A 26181-nucleotide genomic window follows, 5' to 3' on the forward strand; every position below is an offset into this window, starting at 1 on the left:
ATGAAACGTTTTATATTTGCATTTCTAGTCTTAACTACCGGATCAACGTTCCTGTCCGGCTGCAAAAAATTCTTAAATGTTGTTCCTGTTGACAATCTTTCGGGGAATAACTACTGGCAGAACCAAAAAGATGTAGAGGCCTTTACTACTGGTATCTATAATCAGTTTAGAGAAAATACATTGTCGTCAGCCTATTTTCCTACGGCTGGAGATTTACGCTGCAGTCCGGCAATAGCAACTTCAGGTCTTGGACGTAATTATATCACCCTTATAGTTTACAATCAGCTTAATGTTTTGGTTCAGACTGACGATTACTTTTCGGAGATATTCAACTATGTTGGAATGACGAAATGGGACAACTGGTACAAGATGGTACAGTCAGCTAATATTTTATACGTTCAAGCGGATAAAGTTGAAGCACTGACCCCAAACCAAAGAAAGCAATACCGGGCTGAAGCGGTGTTTTTGCGCAATCTGGCTTACTTTTTTATGGTCCGTCAATTTGGTGATATCCCTTATTACACCAAAGCTTATAATCAGGACCCATTGCCAAGAATGGATATGGCGAAGGTGTTGAATAATTGTATAGCGGACATGCTTGCAGTTAAAGATGATTTGCCCTGGACTTATGAGGATCCTTCGATAGTAGGCATCCGTGCGATGAAAGGAAGTGCAATTGCTTTGCTAATGCATATGAATATGTGGGCGGCTGGATTTGAGGCAGGAGATAAAACGAAATACTACAGGGCTGTAGACGAGTTGGGGAATGAGATCATGACTGCGAATAAGTATGAGTTGCTGCCAATAACAAGAACCAAGGAAATATTTAAAGGCCGTACCAAAGAGAGTCTGTTTGAAGTTTTGAGAAGCTTGAACTATGGGGAGTATTCTAATGGGAATTACCTCTATAACACCTTTACTGATATGGTATTACATTATCCGCACAAGCCTGTAAAATCCATTACGAAAAGCTACATCTATTATGATAGTAAGTTCATCAATAAGTTGTATCCGACGGGTGAAACGGATAAAAGAGGAGAATACTGGTTTGACCCTAAAACCATTTACGCTACTGACGGAAGCTGGGAGTTGCTAAAATTCGTCAATATTTTTGCCGAGGAAGGAGAAGATGTGCTGCCTGACGATGATTTAATTGTGTTTCGTTTGCCAGATGCCATATTATTACGTGCGGAAGCTCAGGCGGAGCTTGGCGATGATGCCGGAGCTATGGCCTCTGCAAATGTCGTTAGAAAAAGAGCTGAAGCAGATCCTTTTTCTGCATTAAGTGGCAAAGAATTAAAAGATGCCATTTGGTACGAGCGCTGCAGGGAATTAATGGGGGAAGGTCACTATTACTTTGATCTGGTACGGACTAAGAAAGTTTTGGATAGGGAATACTGTTTTCACCCGATCTCAGTAGAGAATTTTAAAGCAGGTGCCTGGGCATGGCCGATCGATAAAGGTGCGCTTGTTAACAATCCGTATATGAATTTGAACGGTTATTGGAGATAATTTTTAAGACAAATAATAAGAAAATTATGTTAAGGATATTTAAAACGACAACAATAACATTAGCTGTATTAGGCTGCATATTAATGTCTTGTTCAAAAAATGATTACTTCTATGATACCGGAGTTCATCAGGCAAAATACGATGGAACGATTTTGCAATACCTGAAATCAAAACCGATCCTGTTTGACAGTTTGGTGATGGCGATCGAAGCTGCGGGCATGAACGATGTGTTTGAAAAGGAAAATATTACTTTTTTCGCTCCGGGCAACTCCAACATTTATAAAGCGATTAAGTGGTTAAATGAGGATTTAAGGACAAATGGTAAAGATACAGTTTCTAAATTAACTCAAATTAAACCTGAAGTCTGGAAAGAAGCATTGTCCCTTTACATCTTTAAAGGATCTTATTTGCTAAAAGATATCCCTCAGATTGACACTTTATCTCTTAAAGCGTTTCCCGGGCAGGGATACGCCTCTTATGGCGGAAGATCGATGAATATGGGGGTTTTTTATAATGATGCGGGTGGTATTAAATATGTTGGGTACAGACAGGTAGTATTGTCTTTTATTCCGGATTTTTCAAATCCGCAGGTTGGCTTAATCAACGCTCCGGTAGCCACCTCAGATATTCAGCCTACGAACGGAGTGATTCACGCGCTGAGGTTTAACACCCATTCTTTTGATTTTGAAAGCAGGCGGTTTATCTCCTCAGCCATATCGGCCGGAATTGGAAAGGCGACGGAATAAGTTATCCAAATAGTTTAAGAGAAGTATTATACATATAAATTATGATTTCAATCAATATAAAGGATACAAGGATAAATCTGATCATATCAGGACTACTCTTGTTTATTATGATCAGCTTATCCTGTTCTAAAGAACCGATTATTCAGGATGATCCTTATAAGGGAGGTATGCAGCCACTAGGGGTTAAATTCACGGGAGATGAGCCGACTCCAAATGCAGGTTCTCCCGGTGATGAAGTAACATTTAAGATCTCAGGACTGGAGAATTATGATAATAAATTTGAGTTTTTGATCAATGAAACAAAAACGGATATTTTATCTTTCACCGATTCTACGATTACCGTAAAAGTACCCCAAAATGCGAGTACCGGTGGAACGACACTTTTGCTAAATGGCCAATCCTTTTTTGGGCCTAAATTTACGATACAGGGAAAAGTTTCAATTGATCCTTCATTTAAGGCTGTAAATGGAACAAATGGAGCTATATCCGATATTACTTCTACTTCCTCAGGATATATATTGGTTGGGGCATTTACCAATTTTGAAAGCCAGGCCCCTGCTATACCGGTTAACCGTATCGTATCCATATCAAATGATGGTGTGTTCCAAACCAGTTTGAGCAGCAGACTTGGAGCGGATGGTAGTATTCAATCCATAAATAAGTTGTCATCTGGTAAGTATATGGTATCGGGCAGTTTTGGCAGTTACAATAGGATTTCAGGCATAAATTGCATTACCCGGTTAAATGTTGACGGATCGTTGGATTCAACGCAGGTAGAAGTGATTAACTCAGATCCTGAACGTCCAAATTTTGGTTTTGATACTGTTGCTGCGTTTAATGGCGGTGTTGTGGGACGCCCCCCATTCTCTATAGTAAAGAGCTTTGTTAAAGACAATAAGACAATCATCCTGGGGAACTTTCTTTTTTACTTAAGCTATTACTATCCACGTTCCACCAGGGAAAATAAAATTGTTGATGTCACCAGAATGGCTCAGCTAGCCAGGTTAAAAGAAAATGGAGAGCTCGATTCAACATATAACTTTGATCCTTCAACCAAAGGCGGATATGCGGGAGGAAATGGGCCAATCAATGATGCTTTTATGCAGGAAGATGGAAAAGTTGTAGCCGTTGGTGCTTTCTCAACATTCCATGGCCTTCAGGCGAATAATATTGTTCGCCTAAACGACGATGGTACTGTGGATAAGACATATGCAACTGGCTCCGGAGCTGATGGCCCCATAACTTCAGTTAATTATAATTCTACTACCGGAAGGGTGCTTGTTGCCGGAAACTTTAAAACATTTAATGGACGGAGCTGCAGCGGGGTTGCAATGCTGAATAAAGATGGAAGCGTCGATGATGTTTTCAAATTCGGACAGCTGGTCGGCGGAGTTCCAAATTATGCAGCTCAATTGAATAATGGTAAAGTATTGGTATCCGGAGATTTCAACACTTATGCTGGTATCATCAGGCAGGGTTTTATGATTTTAGATCAGAATGGCTCGCTGGCACAGGGCTACAACAATACCGGAGCTTTTCAGGGCAGGATAGTAAAAATGGTACAAACAACATCAGCACTAGGGTATCCTGCAGTTTTACTGGTAGGTGACTTCACTAAATTCGACAATAGGAAGGTTGGAAATATTGTACGCGTTGAGATTAAACCATAGTAAAATCTTATAAACAGAATCAGACATGAATAAAATAAATACAGATACTCATAAATTAGTTGTTGCAATAGCTGTAGCACTGTTTGTTATGATATTGTCAGCCTGTAATAAGGACTTCCCCAACAGGTTAAAAGAGTCATCGCAAAATGATACCGCAGGTATCAGTGCCAAATCCCGGAAGGTATTATACATCATCATTGACGGGGCAAGGGGAAAAGCACTTAAGGCCATAAATCCTCCAAATATTGCCAAAATTACCAGTAACTCTGTTTATGCATTTGATGCGCTGTCGGACTTTGACGAAAGCGGAATCACCGATGCCACGGCATGGACAAATATGTTAACCGGTGTAACCAGAGCTAAACATAATGTGATTTCAGATGATTTTTCAGGTAACACGCTGACTGCTTTCCCTGGTATTGTTTCGCGCCTTAAGCAGTTCAATCCTCAGCTAAGAACGGTATCGATAGCCTCATCCGGCGCATTGAATTCAAATCTGGCAAGTGATGCTACTTTGCATCAGGAATTTGAGAATGATGATCAAGCTGTTAAGAATGCAGTTAATGAAGAGTTAAAAAGAGACGACGCAACGTTTATCCTGGCTCAGTTTCATAGTGCTGAACTTGCAGGTAAAGCCAATGACTTTGAAGCGGGTACAATGGCTTATACAAATGCTATCCTTAAAATCGATAGTTACATCGGGGACATCATGGCTTCGTTGAGAAGCAGGAAAACTTTTGCTGATGAAAACTGGCTGGTTGTCATTGCTTCAAGCAAGGGAGGAGAAATCGCGCCTGATGGAAACAGCGTTGATAACACTGCCTATGGAGACGCCGCCAGAAATAGCTTCATTGCTTTCTATAACCCTCGTTTTAGTACACTTTTTGTACCTAAGCCAGCGAGTGATGAGGTTCCTTTCACAGGTATTGGCCCAAATTTTACGGGAAGTGATTCTAAAGTCAGTCGTGCGGTTATCTCTGATATAAACGCTTTTAATATGGGGCTCAATGATTTTACTTTTGAAGTTAAGGTAAAAGTAAATAACGGTGCTACCAATTATCCTCCCATTCTTGGTAAAAGAGCAACCTTTACGGGTGGAACTGTGGGCTGGGTATTTTTTCTTGAGGGCGATGCCTGGCAACTAAATGTTGGCCAGAAAAGCTTAGGTAACAGACAGGCAAATGGCGGAGCCATCCGGGACGGGCTTTGGCATAGTCTTACTGCTAAATTCTATAAAGATGGCGCAACGCGTAAAGCCTCCGTATATACCGATGGAGTGCTAAAGGCTACCATTGATGTCACAAATTACGGTAATCTTGACTCCGAAACTCCATTAACATTGGGTTATATTACAGGTTCAGGAGGTGGAATTGATATCTTACTGACTGATATACAGTTTTATAATATTGCTATTCCGGATGCTGTAATTAAAACACAATCGCGTAAAACTTATGTGGATTCTTCACATCCTTATTTCAGTAATCTAATCGGGTACTGGCCGGCAAATGAGGGTAAAGATGACATTATTAAAGACAAATCTGGCTATGCGCATGATTTTAGGATGCAGGGGACTTCTCAATGGCAGCAGTTTAATGAGTATACTCCTCACTTAGATCCGGTTATCTCATCTGACTTTTATAAAATCGTGCCAAACTCTGTTGATATTCCATTTGAGATTTATCAATGGCTGGGAGTTTCTGTGCCAAAATCATGGAATCTTGACGGAAAATCATGGAATCCTATTTATTCTGATATTAAACCTTAATCTGATATGAAAAGCACTTTTTTCTCAATTAATATATTGATAGGTATCTTTTTACTGAGTTTAGCCTCATGTAAAAAATATGGTTATGAATTTGAAGATGGTTATAATAAACCCGGGACGCCGGAGAGTGAACAGACTCTCGATACATCAATGAATGTTATTGATAGATCTTTATATACAAGAGCCCGTATTTTTCCAGGAATGGTTGAAGCTTCGGAGCCTAGGGTAAAAGATGCTAAATTTACTTTGGATCTAGATTTTTCAGCATCAAACTCTTATCTTTTACGAATATCAGTAGCTCCTCGTCCGCAGTTTAGCACAGGGTTTTATGCACCTGCAGGAGAGTTAATTAAGATTATTGTTCCTCAGGGAGCTGACGGTCTGAATATCCAGGTGGGTGGTCATACAGATGACCTCACGGGGCAGTTGAACTTAAAACGGGATCCTCTGATTTATACGGTTAAACAATTGTATCCCGGAACAAATTATATCCGTAATCCTTATGGAGGGACAATCTATATAAATGCGGCCTTTGGCATCAAGGAACCTGTAGAGTTTACAATCACGGGCGCAGTTAAATCACCGGATTTTGTATTGGGAAAGAGTATTGACTCTGAATGGATAAAAGAGGTCAGAGCATCTACAGTTCCATGGCTGGAATTGCGCAGCATGAGGGTAATATTCCTGATCCCAAGGGATTTCTTAATCAGGAATTTTGATTCTTCAAAGCCATTGACAAACCCCACGGCTTTAATGACCGCATGGAATACGGTGTTTGAAGAGGATTTTAACGGCTGGATGGGGCTTTCAGACTTTTCGATAGACAATAGAGACCGAAGTCCTCAAGGCCCATGGAGAGAGGTGTTAGATATTCAACCTTCAGTTGGATATGGGCATAATGGTTTTCCGACGGTAGCAACCATGGATGATGAATGGTTCAATAGTGTGGTTAGTTTAGAGCAATTACTTCATGGAGCAAATTGGGGTACTTATCATGAGTTTGGACATAACTGTCAGCAGGGGTCTATATGGAGCTGGAGTACGCTCGGTGAAACGACCAATAATCTTTTTAATTATAAAGTAGCCCATAGGAATGGAGCTAGTTTTGCAATTCAGCATGGCGATGAATGGGTTCAGCCTGCTTTGGATTTCGTTGCAGCCAACACTTCCTTAAGTGCATTTGATACGGATAAAAAAATGGATGATCCGTTTAAAAGAATGATTCCGTTTCTTCAGATATTTGGCATATATGGTTATGAGGCTATGCCTTATCTGTATACTGAGGCAAGACACGCAGCACGTTATTCAATCAGTGATATTGATAAGCATGACTTTGTTTACGAGCGATTTTCTGAGTATGCAAATACTGATCTGAAATTGTTTTTTGAAGCTTGGGGGATAGCCATTTCTTCTCAGTCAAGGTCTAAAATCTCCGCTAAATTTCCAGGATTGACAAAAAAGATATGGGCATATAATCCAATGACTAAATCGGGAGGTAATGATCCTATTCTTTATAAGACGACCATTTCAGCAAGTTCTGAACAAGAATCGGGGGAACCTGCACCAAGCGGCCCTGCGGCTGCGATGTTAGATGGTCTTGATAATACATTTTGGCATACCAAATGGTCAGGCGATAATTATCCATTTACCATCATTCTTAATACCGGAGCTCCGGTGATGGCTAAGGGCTTGTATTTTGTAACCAGGAACTCCACTGCGCAAAGGCCTAAAAATGCTGAAATATATACAAGTAATGATCAGGTAACCTGGAATCTGGTAGGTTCAACAGTAATAACGAATGCATTTGCAAGGTACAACTATAATTTTCCAGCAACCTTAACTGCTCAATATTACAAAGTCATCCTGAAAGATAGCTGGACGGGCCAGGAGTGGGCAGCCTTATCTGAATTGAATGTTATTAAGTAATTAATTTTTAAAAATTAGATGACGATGAATTATAGAAATAAGACCAGGATATTTTGCTTCTTCGCAGTGATGCTAGTGACGGCGTTTAATGCCTGTAAAAAATATGAAAACCCTGCGCAGGTCTTTGAAGAATACGGAGATGGTAAGGATGGAAATGCGGTTAGAAAAGTGCTGGTGATTAATGTAAACGGAGCAGTTGGTGCAGACATTAAATCGATCAGTCCAACCAATATCGCTGCTTTGGTTAAAACTGGAAAATTCAGTTTTAATGAAATCAAGGACGGAATACCTTCAGATGCAGGATCATTGGCAAGCATGCTAACCGGTGTGTCATCATCGAAGCATAAAATAGTTGATAATACTTACATTCCAATTAATGATTCGAATGATGGTCATGATCAGATTATCAATTATCCATCGATGTTTTCACGGATGCTGGATGTAAGGCCGGAATTTAAGACGGTAACTATCACTTCTGATGCGGCTTTAGATAAATATTTAATTCATGCTGATCGCAGTATTTTGGCCGAAAGCGATGCCTCAGTTAAAGACTCGGCCGTTAATGCGCTAAAGGGTAGTATTGCAAAGGTAATAATGGTAGATTTTAGATCTGTTAAGGCCGCGGGGAGCATGTATGGGTTTTCGCCTGACATACCCGAATATAAGACGGCTATAGAAACAATAGACAGGTACATTGGTGAAATGATGACTGCGTTAAAAGCCCGTAAAGATTATGCATCAGAGGACTGGTTGATCATAGTTACAACCAATAGAGGCGGTGATGACAACAACTCAAAACCAGGATTTATCATTTGCTCTAATCCCAGTCTAAAAGAACAAGGGATTTCAAAAGAAGGATTTAACACCATGCATTTTAAAGGGACGTCTACCAATGCTTACATTAAAAATGATAATGCGCTGTATGACTCAGGAGCAGATAAAGACTTTACAGTACAGCTTCAAATTAAAATGAATTTAAGCAATTCCTATCCTGGTTTTTTCTCTAAAAGCAATGGAGTAATTGGATCTTCCACGACCGGATGGACAATGTTTCAGGAGGGGATTACCTACGGGGTCATCTTTGGAGGTACAAATAATGGCGGATCAGGCAAAACCCAGGTTTTAGGAAGTACTATTACGGATGGCAAATGGCATACCATAACAATGACCGTTAAACTTTCGGGATTGATAAGAACAGCTACATTATACACTGATGGGAACCAGGTTGGTACACTTAATATCACAGCGACAAAAAGTCTGAGTACAACCGAACCTTTAACGTTAGGACACAAAAATGTTGACGGCAGCAGTAATCTTGACTTCTATGCTGCTGATATGTTATACTTCAACGCGGCATTAACTTCGGAATCGATAAAGAACAATATTGCATTAAAAGATATCACCAAGCATCCAAATTATTCAAATTTAATCGGTTATTGGTCTATAGATGAAGGCGGGGGCGGTGTTTTAATAAACTCTGTGCCGGCGGGCCCTAATTTTCTTATGAGAGGCTCCGGGATTTGGGACGCACTGGGAAATGACATTCCGGCAAGCAGAACACCTCAAGCCTTAACTGATGGAACGCTGTCAATTGTTGCTACAGGACCTGATGTGACAGCTCTTACGTTCTATTGGTTAAAAGTTCCGGTTAAAAGTGATTGGAGTTTAGATGGTGTCCCCTGGATATCAAACTTTGAAATAGAATATATTAAATAGGTTAACGCAAAATTAAAAATAATGAAAAGAAAAGGTTTCTATTTAGTCCTGATATTTATTGCTATAGCAACAACATCCTGTAAGAAAAGCTCATCAAAGCCTGATGTTACCCCTGAACCGGAGAAACCGGTGATAGTTGAAGACATAAATTACAAGACAGTTGCAAATACCATCGAAATTGCTCCGGAACTTGAGGCTGCTAAATTTGTATGGCAAAATGCATCAAAAAAAGCCATTACTATTAAATTCAAATATACAGCTGACGGAATAAATAAGGAGGTAATTGTTGATAATAATACAGATGCCGAAGGTGCGGCATCTGTACCTATTTTTGGGCTGACAAATTTTACGATAGTGGTGAGCAATACTGGTGGAAAGGCCGCTGCGACAAGGTTAGTAGGTATTCAACCCGTGTTGAAACCCGAGGTGAAATTGAATAAGGTGGGTTGGACAGCCGCTGCGTCCAGCGAGATTAATCTTCCTGATGAAGAACTAAACGGTGCAGAAAACCTCGTCGATAATGTGACCACCAGAAGTATAACTTCACCTGCTGTTCCATCCTTCTGGCAATCTGATTATTATTTGGACCCGGTATATCCTTATCCACACTGGCTAATAATTGATATGAAGAAAGAAGCGAGGATAACGAAGATAGGATTGAATGCCCATACCGATGGAAATCAAGGCTTTTCTCAATTTAAGATTGAAGGAAGTATTGATGGCATTGGGTTTACGGATATTGCTGAAGGAGAAAAAACGTTTAATCCACGCATTACTTCAGAACAAAATTTTAAGGTGGCCCCGGCAACTCCAATCAGATATTTGAAGATTACGTTAATGATAGGCTCTCCTTATCCTTGTTTAGCTAATTTTGAAGCCTACGCAAGACAATAATGTTTATACAGGTTTCTTCTTAACAAGAGGCTATTCTTTTATATAGCCTCTTGTATTTTGTGCTAATCAGATGTTTATTTGCTAGGATGGAATAAACTAACTTAATAATTCTTGCAAATCCCTGTCGGCTGTAGGTATTTTCTTTAAGAAATCATCAAATCCTGCCCCTTCCTGGGAACTATACATGCCATATGCATCCAGGATATATCCGATTTGACCATCTTTATCTTCCAGGATATACAGTACTGAGTTGTCGGCAGGATCGGAATCCCCCTCAAAACGATATGTTTTTATAATGGTAAGATCTTCGGGATTGTATATTTTGTTGACGCCTGCTCCCTGCATTTTGCCATGATCAGTCATCTTTATTTCATTGTCTAAACCTTTAAGTCTTAACTTTTCCAAAATTTGACTAAGGGTATTCATTTCAACTGGACGTTCCATAATAGATTTGTTTTTTGATACAACAACCAGGACGAAGAAAGGTTTTCCAATGGCTACAAAAAAGGCTTCTAATTAAGATTAGAAGCCTTTTTTGTAGTTTCAAACTAAGGTCTGCCTTATAAAGAAAAAGCAGCTTTTACTTTATCAACGAAGTCTAGTTTTTCCCATGTAAACAGCTCAACAGTTACGGTTTTCTCTTCGCCTCCCGGGCTTTTGAAAGTTTTGGTAACTGTTTCGGATTTGCGGCCCATATGGCCATAAGCTGCTGTTTCGCTATATATTGGGTTCCTGAGCTTTAAACGTTGTTCTATAAAGTAAGGACGCATATCAAAAATGCTTTCTACAATTTTTGCAATCTCGCCGTCTGTTTTGCTTACTTTTCCTGTTCCATAAGTATTGATATAGATACCCATTGGTTTGGCAACGCCAATAGCATAACTGACCTGCACCAATATTTCATCAGCTACTCCGGCTGCGACAAGGTTTTTGGCAATGTGACGCGTTGCATAAGCAGCGCTTCTGTCAACTTTACTTGGATCCTTTCCGGAAAAAGCGCCGCCGCCATGGGCGCCCTTGCCTCCATAAGTATCCACAATAATCTTACGTCCTGTAAGTCCTGTATCGCCATGTGGACCACCGATCACGAATTTTCCTGTGGGATTGATGTGGTATTCTATTTTATCGTTGAATAAGTGCGCGTATTGGGGATATTTTGCTATAATTCTTGGAATTAGGATATCAACCAGATCTTTTTTAATCTTGGCAAGCATTGTAGACTCTTCATCAAAGTCATCGTGCTGAGTAGAAATCACTATGGCATCGATCCTGACAGGTTTGTTGTTGTCATCATATTCTAAAGTCACCTGTGATTTGGCATCAGGACGCAAATAGACGATTTCTTTATTTTCCCTTCTTAGCACTGCCAGTTCCTGTAATAGTTTGTGTGCCAGATCCAGAGCCAAAGGCATGTAGTCTTCAGTCTCATTGGTAGCGTAACCAAACATCATTCCCTGGTCACCTGCGCCCTGCTCTTCTTTACTGCTTCTGTCTACGCCCTGATTAATGTCCTGTGACTGCTCATGAATGGCCGAAAGAATTCCGCATGAGTTTGCCTCAAACATGTACTCACTTTTGGTGTATCCGATTTTTTTAATAACATCACGGGCAATCTGCTGAACATCCAGATAGGTTTGGGATTTTACCTCACCAGCCAATATGACCTGGCCGGTGGTCACTAAAGTTTCGCATGCAACCTTCGACTCGGGATCGAATGCTAAAAAGTTATCAATAAGTGCATCGGAGATTTGATCAGCTATTTTGTCTGGATGGCCTTCAGAAACTGATTCGGATGTAAATAAATATGACATTCTAAATAATTAAATTTTAAGTTTAAAATTGTTAATTAGAAGGAGCCAATCCTGTGAAACAGGCTGTAAAAGGAAGTGTAGATAGGTTAGCACTTTTTTTTACGTGGTTGCAATCCCGCTATTTTTAGATAGCATCGCAAATCAGTCCACTTTTTAACGGTGCAAAATTAGTATATATATTCAAATAGTCAAAAAATATCAATTATTTTGTGTCGTTATAAATCAAAAGCACTTGTCGAAGTCTAATATATTATTTATCATCAATCCCATTTCGGGAGGGAAAGACAAAATGAAGATCCCCGGATTGATTGATGCTACCCTGGACCGCTCAAAATTTAATCCGAATTTTAGCTTTACGGAATATATCGGCCATGCGTCAGAAATAGCGGAAGAAGCCTCGGGCAAAAATTTTGACATCATTGTTGCTGTGGGAGGCGACGGGACGATCAACGAAATTGCTACTAAAGTGATGCAGCAGCATAAAATACTTGGAATTATTCCTTTTGGTTCAGGAAATGGGCTGGCAAGGTTTTTAAAAATCCCGATGAATACCGTTAAAGCGATTGAGGTAATAAACCATCAGCATACCCTGTTAATTGATACCGGGAAATTCAATGATAAGCATTTCTTTAACATGGCAGGCATGGGTTTTGATGCACATATCAGCTCGGTATTTGCCGGCAATAAATCAAGAGGTCTGACCGGATATTTAAGGTTAGGATTGAAAGAAGTATTAGACTATAAAGCTCAGGTCTATCACCTCAATATTGATGGTGTTGATTATGTTAAAAAAGCCTTTGTAATTAGCCTGGCAAATTCATCCCAATACGGTAATAATGCCCATATCTCTCCTGCCGCTTCAATAACTGATGGTTTACTGGATGTTTGTATAGTTAAGGAATTTCCTATGTATAAGCTTCCTCTTCTTGGTTACGAAATGGTCAGAGGAATAACTAACAGATCTGACTTAGTTGAAATAATCCGGGGAAAACAGATAAAGATCACCAGAGAAAATGATGATGCCATCCATATTGACGGAGAACCCTTTTTTATGGGGAAAGAAATAGCCGCGAGTATTGCTCCGTTATCATTAAAGATCATTACGCCTTTGATATGAAATCTAAAAAGAAAACTTTAAGCGATTTGGGTGGAATTATGTATTCAACAGACCCGGGTTTTAACTATGAAGAGAAGGAAGAAACCCGGGAGGAGGCGATTCCTAATAACAAGCAGGATCTAAGAGTAATGCTGGATAAAAAAAACAGAGGCGGAAAGGCTGTAACATTAATAACGGGTTTTTTGGGTAATGACGCTGATCTGGATAAGTTAGCTAAAATACTCAAGACAAAATGCGGAGTAGGCGGGGCTGCTAAGGATGGAGAGATTTTGATACAGGGAGATTTCAGGGATAAGGTATTGGCCATCCTGCAAAAAGAGGGTTATAAAGTAAAAAAATCAGGGGGCTAATTTTGAATATAATCAGTTGATTATAAACGAATTAGTTTATAGTGTATTCGTTACAATAAGTAAAAATTTTCTTGGGAAAGAGTGTTTTTTAGCTTTTTATCTGCATAACTTTGCTGCACTAACTTATTATTCTTATGAGCAAAGCATTTATGCTGAAGCCTGATCTAAGCTATTTGAATCTTAATTCAGAACACGCTTTATATCAGCTTAATGTGGCACAATTGGTTGAGGAAGCCCTGATGAACGGGGAAGGTTCTCTTGCCGATAGTGGCGCACTGGCTGTAGATACAGGAAAATTTACTGGCCGTTCTCCCAAAGACAGGTTTATAGTTTGTGACGACACAACCAGAGACATTGTATGGTGGGGCGACGTCAATATCAAATTTGACGAAGGCAATTTTGACTCTTTGTTTGAAAAACTGACTAAGCATCTCAGTAAAGGAAAATATTACGTACGCGACACGTATGCCTGCGCTGAGGGTAGTTATAAAACAAGTGTCAGGGTCATTACGGAAACGGCATATCAGAATCTTTTTGCCAACAATTTATTTTTAAGGCCGGAAGAAAGCGGTTTAGGTGATACGCCTGACTGGACAATTATCGCATCCCCTTCCTTTTTAGCTGATCCGGTAACGGATGGAACAAGGCAGGCAAACTTTTCCATCTTAAATTTTAAAAGGAAAATTATTTTAATTGGTGGCACAGGATATACTGGTGAGATTAAGAAAGGGATATTTTCCGTATTAAATTTACTGCTGCCATATGAACAGGATACCTTGCCTATGCACTGTTCGGCAAATGTTGGAAAAAATGGAGATACAGCAATCTTTTTTGGACTCTCGGGCACAGGAAAGACTACGCTTTCGGCGGATCCGGAACGAGGACTGATCGGTGATGACGAGCATGGCTGGGGACCTGAAACTGTTTTTAATTTCGAGGGAGGTTGTTACGCAAAATGTATTGACCTGACCCAGGAGAAAGAACCACAGATATTTAATGCTATAAAGTTTGGGGCATTACTTGAAAACACCAATTATTTTCCGGGAACGAGAAGGGTAGATTTTTCGGACATCAAAAAAACTGAAAATACAAGGGTAGCATATCCTATAACGTTTATTAATGATGCATTTGTACCATCGATTGCAAAGGCGCCTAAAAATATTTTTTTTCTGACAGCTGATGCTTTTGGGATTTTGCCTCCCATATCAAAATTAGATGCCGGGCAGGCTATGTTTCATTTCATTTCTGGTTATACAGCTAAGGTTGCTGGAACCGAAGCAGGGATAACGGAGCCTCAGCTTACTTTTTCAGCATGTTTTGGTAAGGCATTCCTGCCTTTGCATCCGACAAAATATGCAGAGCTTTTGGGAAGAAAAATGAGAGAGAGTGATGTGAATGTCTGGCTGGTTAATACCGGATGGAGTGGGGGTGCTTATGGGGTTGGTAAAAGGATCAAACTTGATTATACAAGATCAATGATATCGGCAGCTTTAAACGGGCTGTTTGAAGCAGTGGAGTTTGTAACTGATCCGGTCTTTGGATTGAAGATTCCTGTGAGCTGTCCTGGCGTTCCTGCAGAAATTTTAAACCCAAAAAACATGTGGTCGGATAAGCAAAAATATGATGCCAGAGCTAGTGAACTATCGATTGCCTTCGTAAATAACTTTAGACAATTTGAAGCCTTTGCGAACGATGAAATGATAGCCGCACTCCCTAAAGTTGTTGAAAACACAATTTAAAAGTATTTTTTTACCTAAAAATTTGCATTTCAGTTTTTTTTTAGTTTTAATTGTGAAAGATTGTCTCCGCAACGAGACGATCTTTTTTAATTATACAGGAATGCGAGTAGGGAGAATAGGCGCAACGTAACGAATTAACAAGCTAATGATTATTTAATTTGGAATTAAAATCAAAGTTATAAATTTGTTATTGCAACAATTATTTGTAATCGTCGTTGTGTGTATTACGGAATAATAATCTAAATTTAAAAAACAAAGTACTAAAACTAAAAAACTAAAAAAAATGGCAAACGCACCAAAACCAACAACAGTTAAAAAAGAAGGTTCATCTTCAGCTTCAAATTTATTCGCGACGTTAACTATTCCAATTTGTATCATTATCGGAATTTGTGTTTACAAATTTATTTTTGGAGACAGGGGAAATTTCATCGGCGGAGCTGATCCTGATTTGCATGAAACTCTTCCATTACCGGGTAACTATATGGGAATGGCTTATAAAGGAGGGGTTATCGTACCTGTTCTATTGGGTATGTTCCTGATGGTAATTGTATTCTCTATTGAGCGTTCAATTGTAATCAGTAAAGCGACTGGTAAAAGCAGTCTTGATTCTTTTGTGAAAAAGATCCAGGGTCTTCTGAATTCAAACAATATCGAGTCTGCTCTTGCTGAGTGTGATAAACAACAAGGTTCTGTTGCGAATGTAATTAAATCCGGATTGAGAAAATATCGTGAGATGGAATCAGAACAAAATATGGATACTGATCAAAAATGTCTGGCTATCCAAAAAGATATTGAAGAAGCAACTACATTAGAAATGCCAATGCTGGAGCAAAATTTAACAGTAATCGCTACTTTGGTTTCAGTAGGAACACTTACAGGACTATTGGGTACAGTAACAGGTATGATCAAAGCCTTCGGTGGTTTGGCTAACTCTGGTGCTCCGGATCAGGCGGCTTTGGCAACTGGTATCTCTGAGGCCCTTATCAATACAGCTACAGGTATCGGTACATCTACTTTTGCAATTATCATGTATAACATCCTTACTTCCAGGATTGATAAGTTAACTTACGCAATTGACGAAGCAGGTTTTAGCATCATCCAGACTTACGCCAGCACGCATAAATAGAAAGTATTATTTTTTTTACCGGCTTTTATGGAAAACCGGATGAATTAACATCATTAGTAAAAAAGTAAGTAATTTTTAAAGATATGCCAAGAGCAAAGGTCCAAAGAAAGAGCACTGCAATTGATATGACAGCCATGTGCGACGTGTCATTCCTGCTGCTGACTTTCTTTATATTAACAGCAACTGCGCGCCAGCCTGATCCTTTGGATATAATTATCCCTAGTTCGACTTATAAGATCAAAGTACCTGATAATGATATAGGCATTTTATCGATCGGCGGAAAAGGAAAGGTTTTCTATGAGATTGTAGGCCAGGACGTCAAAGAGGCAACTCTTGCTAAAATGGGGCAGCAATATAATATTCAGTTCACTCCTGAGGAGATAAAACGCTTTAAGGTTTTAGGATCTTTCGGTGTTCCAATAGAAAGTTTGAAGCAATTTATAGCTATGGACTCTGAGGACAGGGAGAAATTTGCTAAGCAAAGTGCGGGGATACCATCAGATTCAACCAACAACCAACTGGCACAATGGATTATGCAAAATCGTCATTCAGTTGCTGAATTGCATAATGCCCCCCTGAGAATAAGTATAAAAGGAGACGCCCAAGAAGAATATCCTACTGTTAAGAAAATAATAGATATCCTTCAAAAGCAAAAAATTAACAAATTTAGTTTAATTACTTCAGCCGAAGGCGGAAAATAAAAACATATTATGGCAGAATTAGATACCTCCAGCGGGGGAGGGAAAAAAGGCGGCGGTAAAGTAAGAACCAAGAAAGCGAATACCAAAGTGGATTTAACCGCTATGGTTGACCTTGCATTCTTGTTGATCACTTTCTTTATGCTAACCACCTCCCTGTCAAAGCCGATTGCAATGGACATTGCAAAGCCGGATCAAGAGGATAACGAAGTAAGAAATGAACTTCGTGCGTCACAAACCATGACCATTCTTCTTGGAGAGAAAGATAAAGTGGCTTGGTATATGGGTGAGGCAAAGGATGCGCATCCTGTTATTGAAAGCTTCGCCGAAGTGAGGAGATCCTTACTAAAGAACAAAGAAGCTGTAAAGAAAAACACAAACAGGCAAATCGTTATCGTTGTTAAGCCAACAGATGGAGCTACGTATAAGAATTTTGTTGATATAATGGATGAGCTTAATATTGCCGCCATTAAAACAGCCCCGGCTATCGATGATGTAAATATTCTCGATAACGAGAAGGCATTCATGAGAGAAGGCGGGATATTAAAATAGATATAAACAAAAGTAAAATATTAAGCTATGTTTGGTTCAAAAATAGATTTATTTAAAAGGGATTGGCTTGATGTTGTATTTGCTAACAAAAACAAAAGCTACGGTGCTTACGAGCTTCGTCAGCGTAGTGATGCAAACACAACTAAAGCACTGTTGATAGCGTCATCGTTATTCATACTGGTGTTCTTGTCCCCTAAAATTGCGGAGTTGGTGACACCACCGCCTCCGGAAGATGAGATTGTTAAACAGGTAGAGGTTGTTGTGCAGCCTCCTCCTCCGGTAAATCCGGAGACTCCACCTCCACCCCCGCCACAACCACCTCCGCCAAAGCAGGATCAGATTAAGTTCCCTCCTCCTATTGTGAAGCCGGATGAATTGGTTCGTGATGAGGAACCTGTGGAGATTGAAGATTTAAAAAAGGCTGATCCCGGTCAGAAAACTGTAGCCGGAGATCCTGATGCTGATATCGTTATCGCGACAGCTGCTGGAGATGGCCCTAAACAGGCTGCAGTGGTAGAGGATACCAAGGTTTATGATTTCGTAAGTCTGGAGACCCAGCCAAGTTTCCCTGGTGGCATGGATAAATTTTATGCTTATGTTCAAAAAGCTGTAAGATACCCTGCTCAGGCTCAGGAAAACAACATTCAAGGTAAAGTATTTTTATCTTTTGTTGTGGAGAAAGATGGCAGCTTAACTGACATCAAGGTCGAAAGAAAACTTGGTGGTGGTACGGATGAGGAAGCAATGAGGGTGCTGAAGGCTAGTCCTAGATGGATCCCTGGTGTTCAGAATGGTAAAAAAGTTCGTGTTAAGTATAACATTCCAATCAGTTTTACTTTATCTCAATAGCAAAAAATGTTTAGTTTAAAAACATTTAAACAGAAATCGCCTCAACAGCGATTTCTGTTTATTTTAGGGCTAGTCATGTTCGCTTTTTACCTGGTGCTGGGTTTCATATTGATTTTTTGGGCAGATATGCCGGTAGATATAGAAAGAAAATATAGAATACTGCTTGGTTGCATATTAATCGTATATGGTGTGATCAGGTTTACCCGTGTGATTAAACGAGATAATGATTAGAATGAAGAATCTTATATTAGCGTTTTTGGTATTGTCAATTGTGGCTTGCTCAGATTCTTCAAAAAAAGATGCGGTTGTTCAAACCAGGACTTCCGGTACGGTAAAAATACTTGTTGATGAATCGTTTTCTTCAATTATTGCCGACCAGGTTGAAGTGTTCAACAGCGATTATAAAGATGCGAAGTTTAACATTTCGGAAGGCAATGAAAACAAAATTGTTCCCAACTTTTTGAATGATAGCATGGGAGTTATTATCTTGTCAAGAAGGTTAAAACCAGATGAAGAGAAAATATACAGAAACAGGGGAATTATCCCAAAGACATCGCGATTTGCAATTGATGGTATTGCTTTGATCACAGGGAAGGATAACATTGACAGTAATATTACAGTGGATCAAGTGATCAGCATATTAAAAGGAGCTGATACCGGAGGGAAAAACCTGGTATTTGACAATGCTTATTCAAGTACATTACGCTATTTTAAGGAATTGGCACAAATAAAGGAACTTCCAAAAAGCGGTGTATATACTTTAGAGGATGATAATGACGTTATAAAGTATGTAGGGGAGCATAAAAACTTTATTGGTGTAGTTGGTGTTAACTGGTTAATAGCCAATAATGCCAATATGTCTGCTTATATTGGGAAGGTGAAAATGATGGGTGTGAAGAATGTAAAGGGAAAAAAGGGAGATGATGCATTTTATACACCTAAACAAATTAATCTGATCAATGGTATTTATCCATTTTTAAGAAACGTTTACATTATAGATTGTGAAGGCAGGGATGGTTTGGGTACCGGATTTGCAAATTGGCTGATGAGTCCTCGTGGTCAGTTAATTGTGCTTAGATCTGGATTGGGCCCGCATAAGATCGTTCCACGGGAATTTAACTTGAAGAATAAGAACTAAATTTTATATTTGAGGCACGGAGTTTGGATAAATAAATAAGATTCATAAAATTTTTACTATAAATAATTAAAATATAACGAACCATGAAGTCTGCTAATCAAGCTTCATAACAATTTAAATACTAATATACGAACCATGAAAATGACAAAGAAAGCAATAACCTTAGGTTTAGGTTTAGTAGTGATAGGTTCTGCCTCTTTTGCTCAGAGCATAGATGATGCGAAGAAGGCGATAGATGCCGAACAATACCAAAAAGCGACTTCGACGCTTAAAGCATTGGTAAAATCACAAGCCGGTAAAGGCGAAAATTACTTTTATTTAGGTAATGTTTATTTAAAAAGAGACTATTTGGATTCTGCAAGGGCTGCGTTTACCCAAGGAGTGACTGCAGAAGCGAAAAACCCGTTAAATTACGTGGGTTTAGGTCAGGCTGATTTGATGTCTAATAATGCAGCGTCTGCGAAAACCAACTTTGCTAAGGCAATAGAAGTTGCGTCAAAAAAGGATTATACACCTTATTTGTATACGGGTAAAGCATATATAGCAACAGCCAAACCTGATTTTGCAGCAGCGCTTCCTAATCTGCAAAAGGCAGATGAGCTAGATGATAAAGACAAAGATCCTGAAACATTTGTTGCGTTAGGAGACTTTTATGCACTTCAGCGAAAGAACTCAGAAGCTCTGCAAAACTATATGCGCGCGCTAAGCATCAATCCTGCTTTATACAGATCTACAGTTCAAATCGGAAGGATGTATAAAGAGTCAAGAGCTTTCACAGAGGGTGAAACTGAATTGAAGAATGTAATTGCTGCTGATGCTAATTATGGACCTGCTTATCGTGAGCTTGCAGAATTGTACAGACAGTGGGCTGATTTTGAGCCGGCAAGTGCTGCTACGAAAAACGCAGACGCTATTACCAATTACAAAAAATATCTTGATCTGACTGATAAGTCATATGAGTCACGGATCAGGTACGCACAGATCTTATTCTATGCTAAAGACTATAAAACGTTAGAACAAGAGACCACAGAACTGGCAGCGATGAATCCTAACGATACCAAAAATCTGATTGTTCTCAGATTACGTGGATATTCTGCTTATGAAAATCAGAACTATCCTCAAAGTCTGCAGTTTATGAACGACTTCTTTGCAAAAGTAAAAGACACTGCACGTATTATACCTGAAGATTATTTATACCTGGGCCAGGCACAATTGCAAAACAATGAAGATAGCCTGGGAATTATTAATGTTACCAAGGCCATTGCAAAAGATTCGTCCAAAGCTGAAATATTAGCTGATGTAGCTAAGAAATATTACGATGCAAAAGATTATTTAAAAGCAATTAATACTTACAAAATCGTTAATCAATATAACCCTAATGGAAAAGGCTCACTTTATAATTTGTTCTATCAAGGTGTAGCGTCGTATGTGTACTATGCAAAAGGTTATACCGCTAAAACTAATCCATCCAGACAGGTTTTATTGGATGGAGATAGCGCACTTTCTAAATTATTGAAAGCAGCCCCGAGTACTGTAGAAGCATTAGTATACAGAGCAAGGATAAATGACTTTCTTGATACGAGTTCTGTTGCCCCAACAGGTGCTAAACTCCCATTTTATCAGCAATACCTGGATTCTGTAGAAACAAAGGTGGATAAACAAACTGTTGTTGTAAAAAGAAATATGGTAGAGGCCTATAACCAAATTGCAGGGTTTGCAGCTTATAAGGAAGATAAAGAAAAAGCGAAATTGTACTGGGACAAAGCATTAGCTATTGATCCGGCAAATGCTACTGCTACCGAAGGAATTAAATCATTAACAGCACCTGCACCAAAGGCTGCTGCCAAAGCTGTTCCTAAAAAGAAAAAGTAGTGAATTTCTAATAAAAGAAAAAGGCAGGGTTGTTATCCTGCCTTTTTCTTTTATTTTTGCAGCATAATAACATTCAAATGGAAACTCAAAGTGTGCCGGTAGATTTTTTGCCTATAATAATTCAGGTTATTGTTGCTTTAGGATTTGTTGTTGTAACTTTAATTGCAACCCATTTTCTGGGTCCTAAAAGAAAGACTGACGATAAACTAGCTACATTTGAGGCTGGTGTTAAAGTAGTCGGAAATGCACGACAGCCCTTTTCTATAAAGTATTTTTTGGTAGCGATTTTATTTGTACTGTTTGATGTCGAGGTTATTTTTATGTATCCCTGGGCTGTAAATTTTAGAAGCCTCGGAATGTCGGGAATGATTGAGATGTTCATCTTTATGGGAACGTTGCTGCTTGGCTTTATTTATGTCATTAAGAAGAAGGCACTGGATTGGAATTAATCTATTTAGATCGGTTCTAAATGATGGCGCTTTAATTCTTTTGCTTTTAAAAAATTGTAGATTTGTGGTTCATTCTTTACCGGAATGAGCCTTTTTTGTTTTATATCATGAGTGACATCAATATTGTAGAAGCGCCGCCGGGTATAGAGGGGTCCGGATTTTTTGCTACCTCTTTAGATAAGGTGATCGGTCTTGCCCGTTCCCATTCATTATGGCCTTTACCGTTTGCAACATCCTGCTGTGGAATTGAGTTTATGGCCACTATGGGCTCACACTACGATTTTGGACGTTTTGGTTCGGAGAGGTTAAGTTTTTCGCCACGCCAGGCAGATCTTTTAATGGTCATGGGCACCATAGCTAAAAAAATGAGTCCTGTTTTAAAGCAGGTTTACTTACAAATGGCAGAGCCCCGATGGGTAATGGCTGTTGGAGCCTGCGCTTCAAGCGGAGGTATTTTTGATACTTATTCTGTATTGCAGGGTATTGATGAGATTATTCCGGTAGATGTATATGTCCCAGGCTGTCCTCCAAGACCGGAAGCTATTCTGGATGGATTTGGTAAGATACAGGAACTGGTAAGAAATGAATCTTCGAGAAGAAGGAATTCTGATCAATATAGAGATATGTTAGCTTCATACGGGATACAATAATGGCAGACATTACAAACCAAGAATTAACGGTCTTACTGACTGAAAGATTTGGAGATAGAATCTCCGGGGTTAATGAACCGTATGGGTTCCTCACTTTTGAGACAACCAAGGATGTAATCATCACTGTTTTGGAGTTTTTAAAGCAAAACAGCCTGGCAAATTTTAATTTTCTCACGGATATAACCGCGGTGCATTACCCTGGTAAAAAACATGGAATCGCTGTAGTTTATCATTTGCACAGTATGGTTAAACGCATTAGGGTGAGGGTCAAGGTATTTATTGATGAACACCATCCTGAGATTCCTACGGCGACTACCTTGTGGAACAGTGCAAACTGGATGGAAAGAGAAACTTACGATCTTTTTGGAGTTAAGTTTGAAGGTCATCCGGACCTGAGAAGAATATTGAACATGGATGAGCTTGGTGTTCATCCAATGCTTAAGCAGTATCCCCTGGAAGATCCAAATAGGGTAGATAAAAAAGACGAATACTTTGGTAGATAATAACATATGAATCACAATCAGCCAGTAGAGACGGACAATGATCCGCAAAATGAATTGGTAACCCTGAACCTGGGGCCAACTCACCCGGCTACACATGGTGTTTTCCAGAATGTTATTCAGTTGGATGGTGAACGTATTGTTAGCGGAGTTTCCACTATAGGATACATTCACAGAGCATTTGAAAAGATTGCCGAACATCGCCCTTTCTATCAGATCACTCCATTGACTGATCGTTTAAATTACTGTTCATCGCCGATCAACAATATGGGATGGCACATGACCGTAGAAAAACTATTGAATATTCAAATGCCTAAGCGTGTGGATTATTTAAGGGTGATTATTATGGAACTGGCACGGATATCCGACCATATCATCTGCAATACAATTATTGCACAGGATACCGGGGCAACAACGACATTCCTTTATCTTTTTCAGTTCAGGGAACATATATATGAGATCTATGAGGAGATTTGTGGTGCCAGGCTGACAACAAATATCGGACGTATCGGTGGTTTTGAAAGGGATTTCAATGAAATAGCTTTTGCAAAGATCAATAAATTCTTAAAAGAGTTCCCGGTAGCATTACGGGAATTTGAAAGTTTACTCAACCGTAACCGCATATTTATTGACCGCACCGCTAAGGTGGCCGAAGTCTCTGCGGAGAAGGCCCTGGATTATGGCTGGACGGGGCCTTTATTGCGTTCAGCAGGTGTGGATTATGATGTGCGTGTGAGTGATCCTTATTCTTCTTATGAGGACTTCGATTTCGAAGTTCCCGTTGGGACAAGCGGAGACATATACGATCGCTATCTGGTGCGCAATGAGGAAATGTGGCAAAGCATCAGACTGATTGAGCAGGCTTTGGAAAAGATAAAACATGAACCTGCGGGAATATTTCATGCAGACGTGCCTGAATTTTACCTGCCGGCCAAAGAAGAGGTTTATAATAATATGGAGGCATTGATCTATCATTTCAAAATTGTGATGGGAGAAATAGATGCCCCTAAAGCGGAAGTTTATCATTCCGTAGAAGGCGGAAACGGGGAACTTGGTTTTTACCTGATCAATGACGGGGGGAGAACACCTTACCGGTTACATTTCAGAAGACCTAGTTTTATTAATTATCAAATGTTTGCTCCCATGAGTAAAGGCATGCTGCTTTCAGATGCCATTATCAACATGAGTAGCATGAATATTATTGCAGGAGAATTAGATGCTTAAAGTAGAACAACAACAACCTGTAGATTTTTCATCAGCCTTAATCGCTAAGTGTGATGAAATCGTTAAAAGATATCCAGAGGGAAAGCACAAATCAGCTTTGCTTCCCATACTTCATGAGGTTCAGGCAGAGTTGGGATGGTTGAGCAATAACGCTATGGACAAGGTGGCAGACTATCTTAACATCTTACCAATTGAAGTTTATGAGGTTGCTTCCTTTTATTCCATGTACTTTTTAAAGCCACAAGGGAAATACATGCTTGAAGTATGCAGGACAGGCCCTTGTTGTTTAGTCGGCGCTGAAAAGCTGATGAACCATATTGAACATAGCCTTGGAGTTAAAGAAGGTGAGGTTACTGAGGATGGCTTATTCAGCTGGAGGGGAGTAGAATGTCTGGCTGCATGCGGCTATGCTCCTGTATTGCAGATTGGCCCCGAATATACATTTTACGAAAACCTGAATGAACAGAAGGTTGACGAATTGATAGAAGACTTACGCAAAAGATAATGGCTCGTAAACTATTATTAGAACATATAAACGTACCGGGCATCAATACACTTGATGTTTACCGCCAGAAAGGCGGTTACCGTGCCGTTGAAAAAGCTTTAAAAACTTTAACGCCTGATGAAATCGTCGAGGAAGTCAAAAAATCCGGACTACGCGGTCGCGGAGGAGCTGGATTTCCAACCGGAATGAAATGGAGCTTTCTGGCGAAACCTGAGGGTGTCGCACGTTATCTGGTGTGTAATGCTGATGAATCCGAACCAGGGACTTTTAAAGACCGTTATCTAATGACATATATTCCCCATGCATTAATAGAGGGGATGATCGTTTCCAGTTTTGCATTAGGTGCTAATACGTCTTATATCTATGTGAGGGGCGAAATGATGCCTCAAATCCGCATTCTGGAAAAAGCAATAGCTGAAGCAAAAAGTGCCGGATTTTTAGGGCAGAATATTTTAGGAACAGGTTATAACCTCGAGTTATATGTACAGCCAGGTGGCGGCGCATATATCTGCGGTGAAGAAACGGCATTACTGGAATCATTGGAAGGTAAGCGTGGCAATCCGAGGATCAAGCCTCCTTTTCCTGCAATTGCTGGATTATATGGCTGCCCAACCGTTGTGAACAACGTGGAGTCTATTGCAGCAGTAGTTCCTATCGTCAACGACGGCGGTGATGAGTATGCCAAGATCGGAATTGGCCGCAGTACAGGAACTAAACTGATCTCTGCTTCAGGCAATTTAGTGAAACCGGGCGTGTATGAAATAGAGCTTGGCTTGCCAGTTGAGGAATTTATCTATTCTGATGAGTATTGTGGTGGGATGGCAAATGGGAAAAGATTGAAAGCTACAGTAGCCGGAGGATCATCAGTGCCTATTTTGCCGGCCAATTTAACCTTAAAACTTGCTAATGGAGAACCGAGACTGATGAGCTATGAGTCGCTTTCTGAAGGGGGCTTTGCTACAGGAACTATGCTTGGCTCGGGTGGTTTTATTGCTTTTGATGAAGACCAGTGTATCGTTAGAAATACATGGAATTTCTCGAGGTTCTATCATCATGAGAGTTGCGGTCAATGTTCTCCCTGCAGAGAAGGTACCGGCTGGATGGAAAAAGTATTGCACAGATTAGAATATGGACATGGTAAGATGAGCGACATTGATCTTTTGGTCGATGTATCAAAAAAGATTGAAGGAAATACGATCTGTCCATTAGGTGATGCGGCGGCCTGGCCGGTTGCAAGCGCCATAAGACATTTTAGAGATGAGTTTGAATGGCATGTGAAAGAGCCGGTTAAAAGTCTAGATACTAATTATGGTTTGGCAAATTATGCTGAGCCAATTGCGAAAGCAGAAGTTACGACAGGAAATTAACGATC

The 26181-nt window shown here is 39.8% G+C and carries 24 protein-coding genes; 22 read left to right on the plus strand and 2 right to left on the minus strand.

All coding sequences use genetic code 11. The features are described 5' to 3' along the window. From VK541_RS18260 to VK541_RS18290, 7 genes are all read left to right on the plus strand, one after another. The gene (locus tag VK541_RS18260; protein WP_324371815.1) at nt 1–1512 is read left to right on the plus strand and encodes a RagB/SusD family nutrient uptake outer membrane protein; all 1512 of its coding nucleotides are present in this window, start codon (nt 1–3) and stop codon (nt 1510–1512) included. 83 nt (nt 1513–1595) lie between these two features. Beyond that, nucleotides 1596–2258: a fasciclin domain-containing protein gene (locus VK541_RS18265; protein ID WP_324371816.1), complete on the plus strand. Its 663-nt coding sequence runs from the start codon at nt 1596–1598 to the stop codon at nt 2256–2258. Nucleotides 2259–2299: 41 nt separating this feature from the next. Continuing rightward, nucleotides 2300–3928, plus strand: a complete 1629-nt coding sequence (locus tag VK541_RS18270; protein WP_324371817.1) for a DUF5008 domain-containing protein — start codon at nt 2300–2302, stop codon at nt 3926–3928. A 25-nt stretch (nt 3929–3953) separates the two neighbouring features. Next, nucleotides 3954–5693, plus strand: coding sequence for a DUF4983 domain-containing protein (locus VK541_RS18275; RefSeq protein WP_324371818.1), 1740 nt, complete (start codon nt 3954–3956; stop codon nt 5691–5693). A gap of 6 nt (nt 5694–5699) precedes the next feature. Continuing rightward, a complete protein-coding gene (locus tag VK541_RS18280) occupies nt 5700–7619 on the plus strand; it encodes a M60 family metallopeptidase (protein WP_324371819.1) in 1920 nt (639 codons plus the stop codon). Between the two features lie 24 nt (nt 7620–7643). After that, a complete protein-coding gene (locus tag VK541_RS18285) occupies nt 7644–9335 on the plus strand; it encodes a LamG-like jellyroll fold domain-containing protein (protein WP_324371820.1) in 1692 nt (563 codons plus the stop codon). A gap of 21 nt (nt 9336–9356) precedes the next feature. After that, nucleotides 9357–10229 (plus strand): discoidin domain-containing protein, encoded by an 873-nt coding sequence (locus VK541_RS18290; protein ID WP_324371821.1) that lies wholly within the window; start codon nt 9357–9359, stop codon nt 10227–10229. Nucleotides 10230–10325: 96 nt separating this feature from the next. Here VK541_RS18290 and VK541_RS18295 read toward each other — a convergent pair whose 3' ends face one another. Further along, complete coding sequence (locus tag VK541_RS18295) at nt 10326–10673, minus strand: hypothetical protein (RefSeq protein ID WP_324371822.1); 348 nt, start codon at nt 10671–10673, stop codon at nt 10326–10328. Between the two features lie 116 nt (nt 10674–10789). Then, nucleotides 10790–12040 (minus strand): methionine adenosyltransferase, encoded by a 1251-nt coding sequence (metK, locus tag VK541_RS18300; protein ID WP_324371823.1) that lies wholly within the window; start codon nt 12038–12040, stop codon nt 10790–10792. Nucleotides 12041–12272: 232 nt separating this feature from the next. On the opposite strand from metK, the gene VK541_RS18305 reads away from it, so the two are divergent. From VK541_RS18305 to nuoF, 15 genes are all read left to right on the plus strand, one after another. Beyond that, a complete protein-coding gene (locus VK541_RS18305) occupies nt 12273–13157 on the plus strand; it encodes a diacylglycerol kinase family protein (protein WP_324371824.1) in 885 nt (294 codons plus the stop codon). After that, nucleotides 13154–13507, plus strand: a complete 354-nt coding sequence (locus tag VK541_RS18310; protein ID WP_324371825.1) for a translation initiation factor — start codon at nt 13154–13156, stop codon at nt 13505–13507. Before VK541_RS18305 ends, VK541_RS18310 begins: the two co-directional genes overlap by 4 nt. 134 nt (nt 13508–13641) lie before the next feature. Beyond that, complete coding sequence (pckA, locus tag VK541_RS18315) at nt 13642–15246, plus strand: phosphoenolpyruvate carboxykinase (ATP) (RefSeq protein ID WP_324371827.1); 1605 nt, start codon at nt 13642–13644, stop codon at nt 15244–15246. 283 nt (nt 15247–15529) lie between these two features. After that, nucleotides 15530–16372, plus strand: coding sequence for a MotA/TolQ/ExbB proton channel family protein (locus VK541_RS18320; RefSeq protein ID WP_285060410.1), 843 nt, complete (start codon nt 15530–15532; stop codon nt 16370–16372). 83 nt (nt 16373–16455) lie between these two features. Continuing rightward, nucleotides 16456–17073, plus strand: coding sequence for a biopolymer transporter ExbD (locus VK541_RS18325; RefSeq protein ID WP_324371829.1), 618 nt, complete (start codon nt 16456–16458; stop codon nt 17071–17073). A gap of 9 nt (nt 17074–17082) precedes the next feature. After that, nucleotides 17083–17622: a biopolymer transporter ExbD gene (locus tag VK541_RS18330; RefSeq protein ID WP_324371831.1), complete on the plus strand. Its 540-nt coding sequence runs from the start codon at nt 17083–17085 to the stop codon at nt 17620–17622. 27 nt (nt 17623–17649) lie between these two features. Continuing rightward, on the plus strand, nt 17650–18471 hold the full coding sequence (locus VK541_RS18335; RefSeq protein ID WP_324371832.1) for a TonB family protein: 822 nt from the start codon (nt 17650–17652) through the stop codon (nt 18469–18471). Nucleotides 18472–18703: 232 nt separating this feature from the next. Continuing rightward, nucleotides 18704–19609 carry a substrate-binding domain-containing protein gene (locus VK541_RS18340; protein WP_324371834.1) on the plus strand — a complete coding sequence of 302 codons (906 nt, stop codon included), beginning with the start codon at nt 18704–18706 and terminating at the stop codon, nt 19607–19609. A gap of 135 nt (nt 19610–19744) precedes the next feature. Next, nucleotides 19745–21481, plus strand: a complete 1737-nt coding sequence (locus VK541_RS18345; protein ID WP_324371835.1) for a hypothetical protein — start codon at nt 19745–19747, stop codon at nt 21479–21481. A gap of 77 nt (nt 21482–21558) precedes the next feature. Then, nucleotides 21559–21930, plus strand: coding sequence for an NADH-quinone oxidoreductase subunit A (locus tag VK541_RS18350; protein ID WP_324371836.1), 372 nt, complete (start codon nt 21559–21561; stop codon nt 21928–21930). 107 nt (nt 21931–22037) lie between these two features. Then, nucleotides 22038–22580 carry an NADH-quinone oxidoreductase subunit B gene (locus tag VK541_RS18355; protein WP_324371874.1) on the plus strand — a complete coding sequence of 181 codons (543 nt, stop codon included), beginning with the start codon at nt 22038–22040 and terminating at the stop codon, nt 22578–22580. Beyond that, nucleotides 22580–23083: an NADH-quinone oxidoreductase subunit C gene (locus VK541_RS18360; protein WP_324371837.1), complete on the plus strand. Its 504-nt coding sequence runs from the start codon at nt 22580–22582 to the stop codon at nt 23081–23083. Before VK541_RS18355 ends, VK541_RS18360 begins: the two co-directional genes overlap by 1 nt. A 6-nt stretch (nt 23084–23089) precedes the next feature. Further along, nucleotides 23090–24304, plus strand: coding sequence for an NADH-quinone oxidoreductase subunit D (locus tag VK541_RS18365; protein ID WP_324371838.1), 1215 nt, complete (start codon nt 23090–23092; stop codon nt 24302–24304). After that, a complete protein-coding gene (locus VK541_RS18370) occupies nt 24297–24809 on the plus strand; it encodes an NAD(P)H-dependent oxidoreductase subunit E (RefSeq protein WP_324371840.1) in 513 nt (170 codons plus the stop codon). Before VK541_RS18365 ends, VK541_RS18370 begins: the two co-directional genes overlap by 8 nt. Continuing rightward, the gene (nuoF, locus tag VK541_RS18375; protein ID WP_324371841.1) at nt 24809–26176 is read left to right on the plus strand and encodes an NADH-quinone oxidoreductase subunit NuoF; all 1368 of its coding nucleotides are present in this window, start codon (nt 24809–24811) and stop codon (nt 26174–26176) included. Before VK541_RS18370 ends, nuoF begins: the two co-directional genes overlap by 1 nt. Nucleotides 26177–26181: the final 5 nt, after the last annotated feature.

The sequence above is a fragment of the Pedobacter sp. genome (genome assembly GCF_035317785.1).
Classification (GTDB): Bacteria; Bacteroidota; Bacteroidia; order Sphingobacteriales; family Sphingobacteriaceae; genus Pedobacter.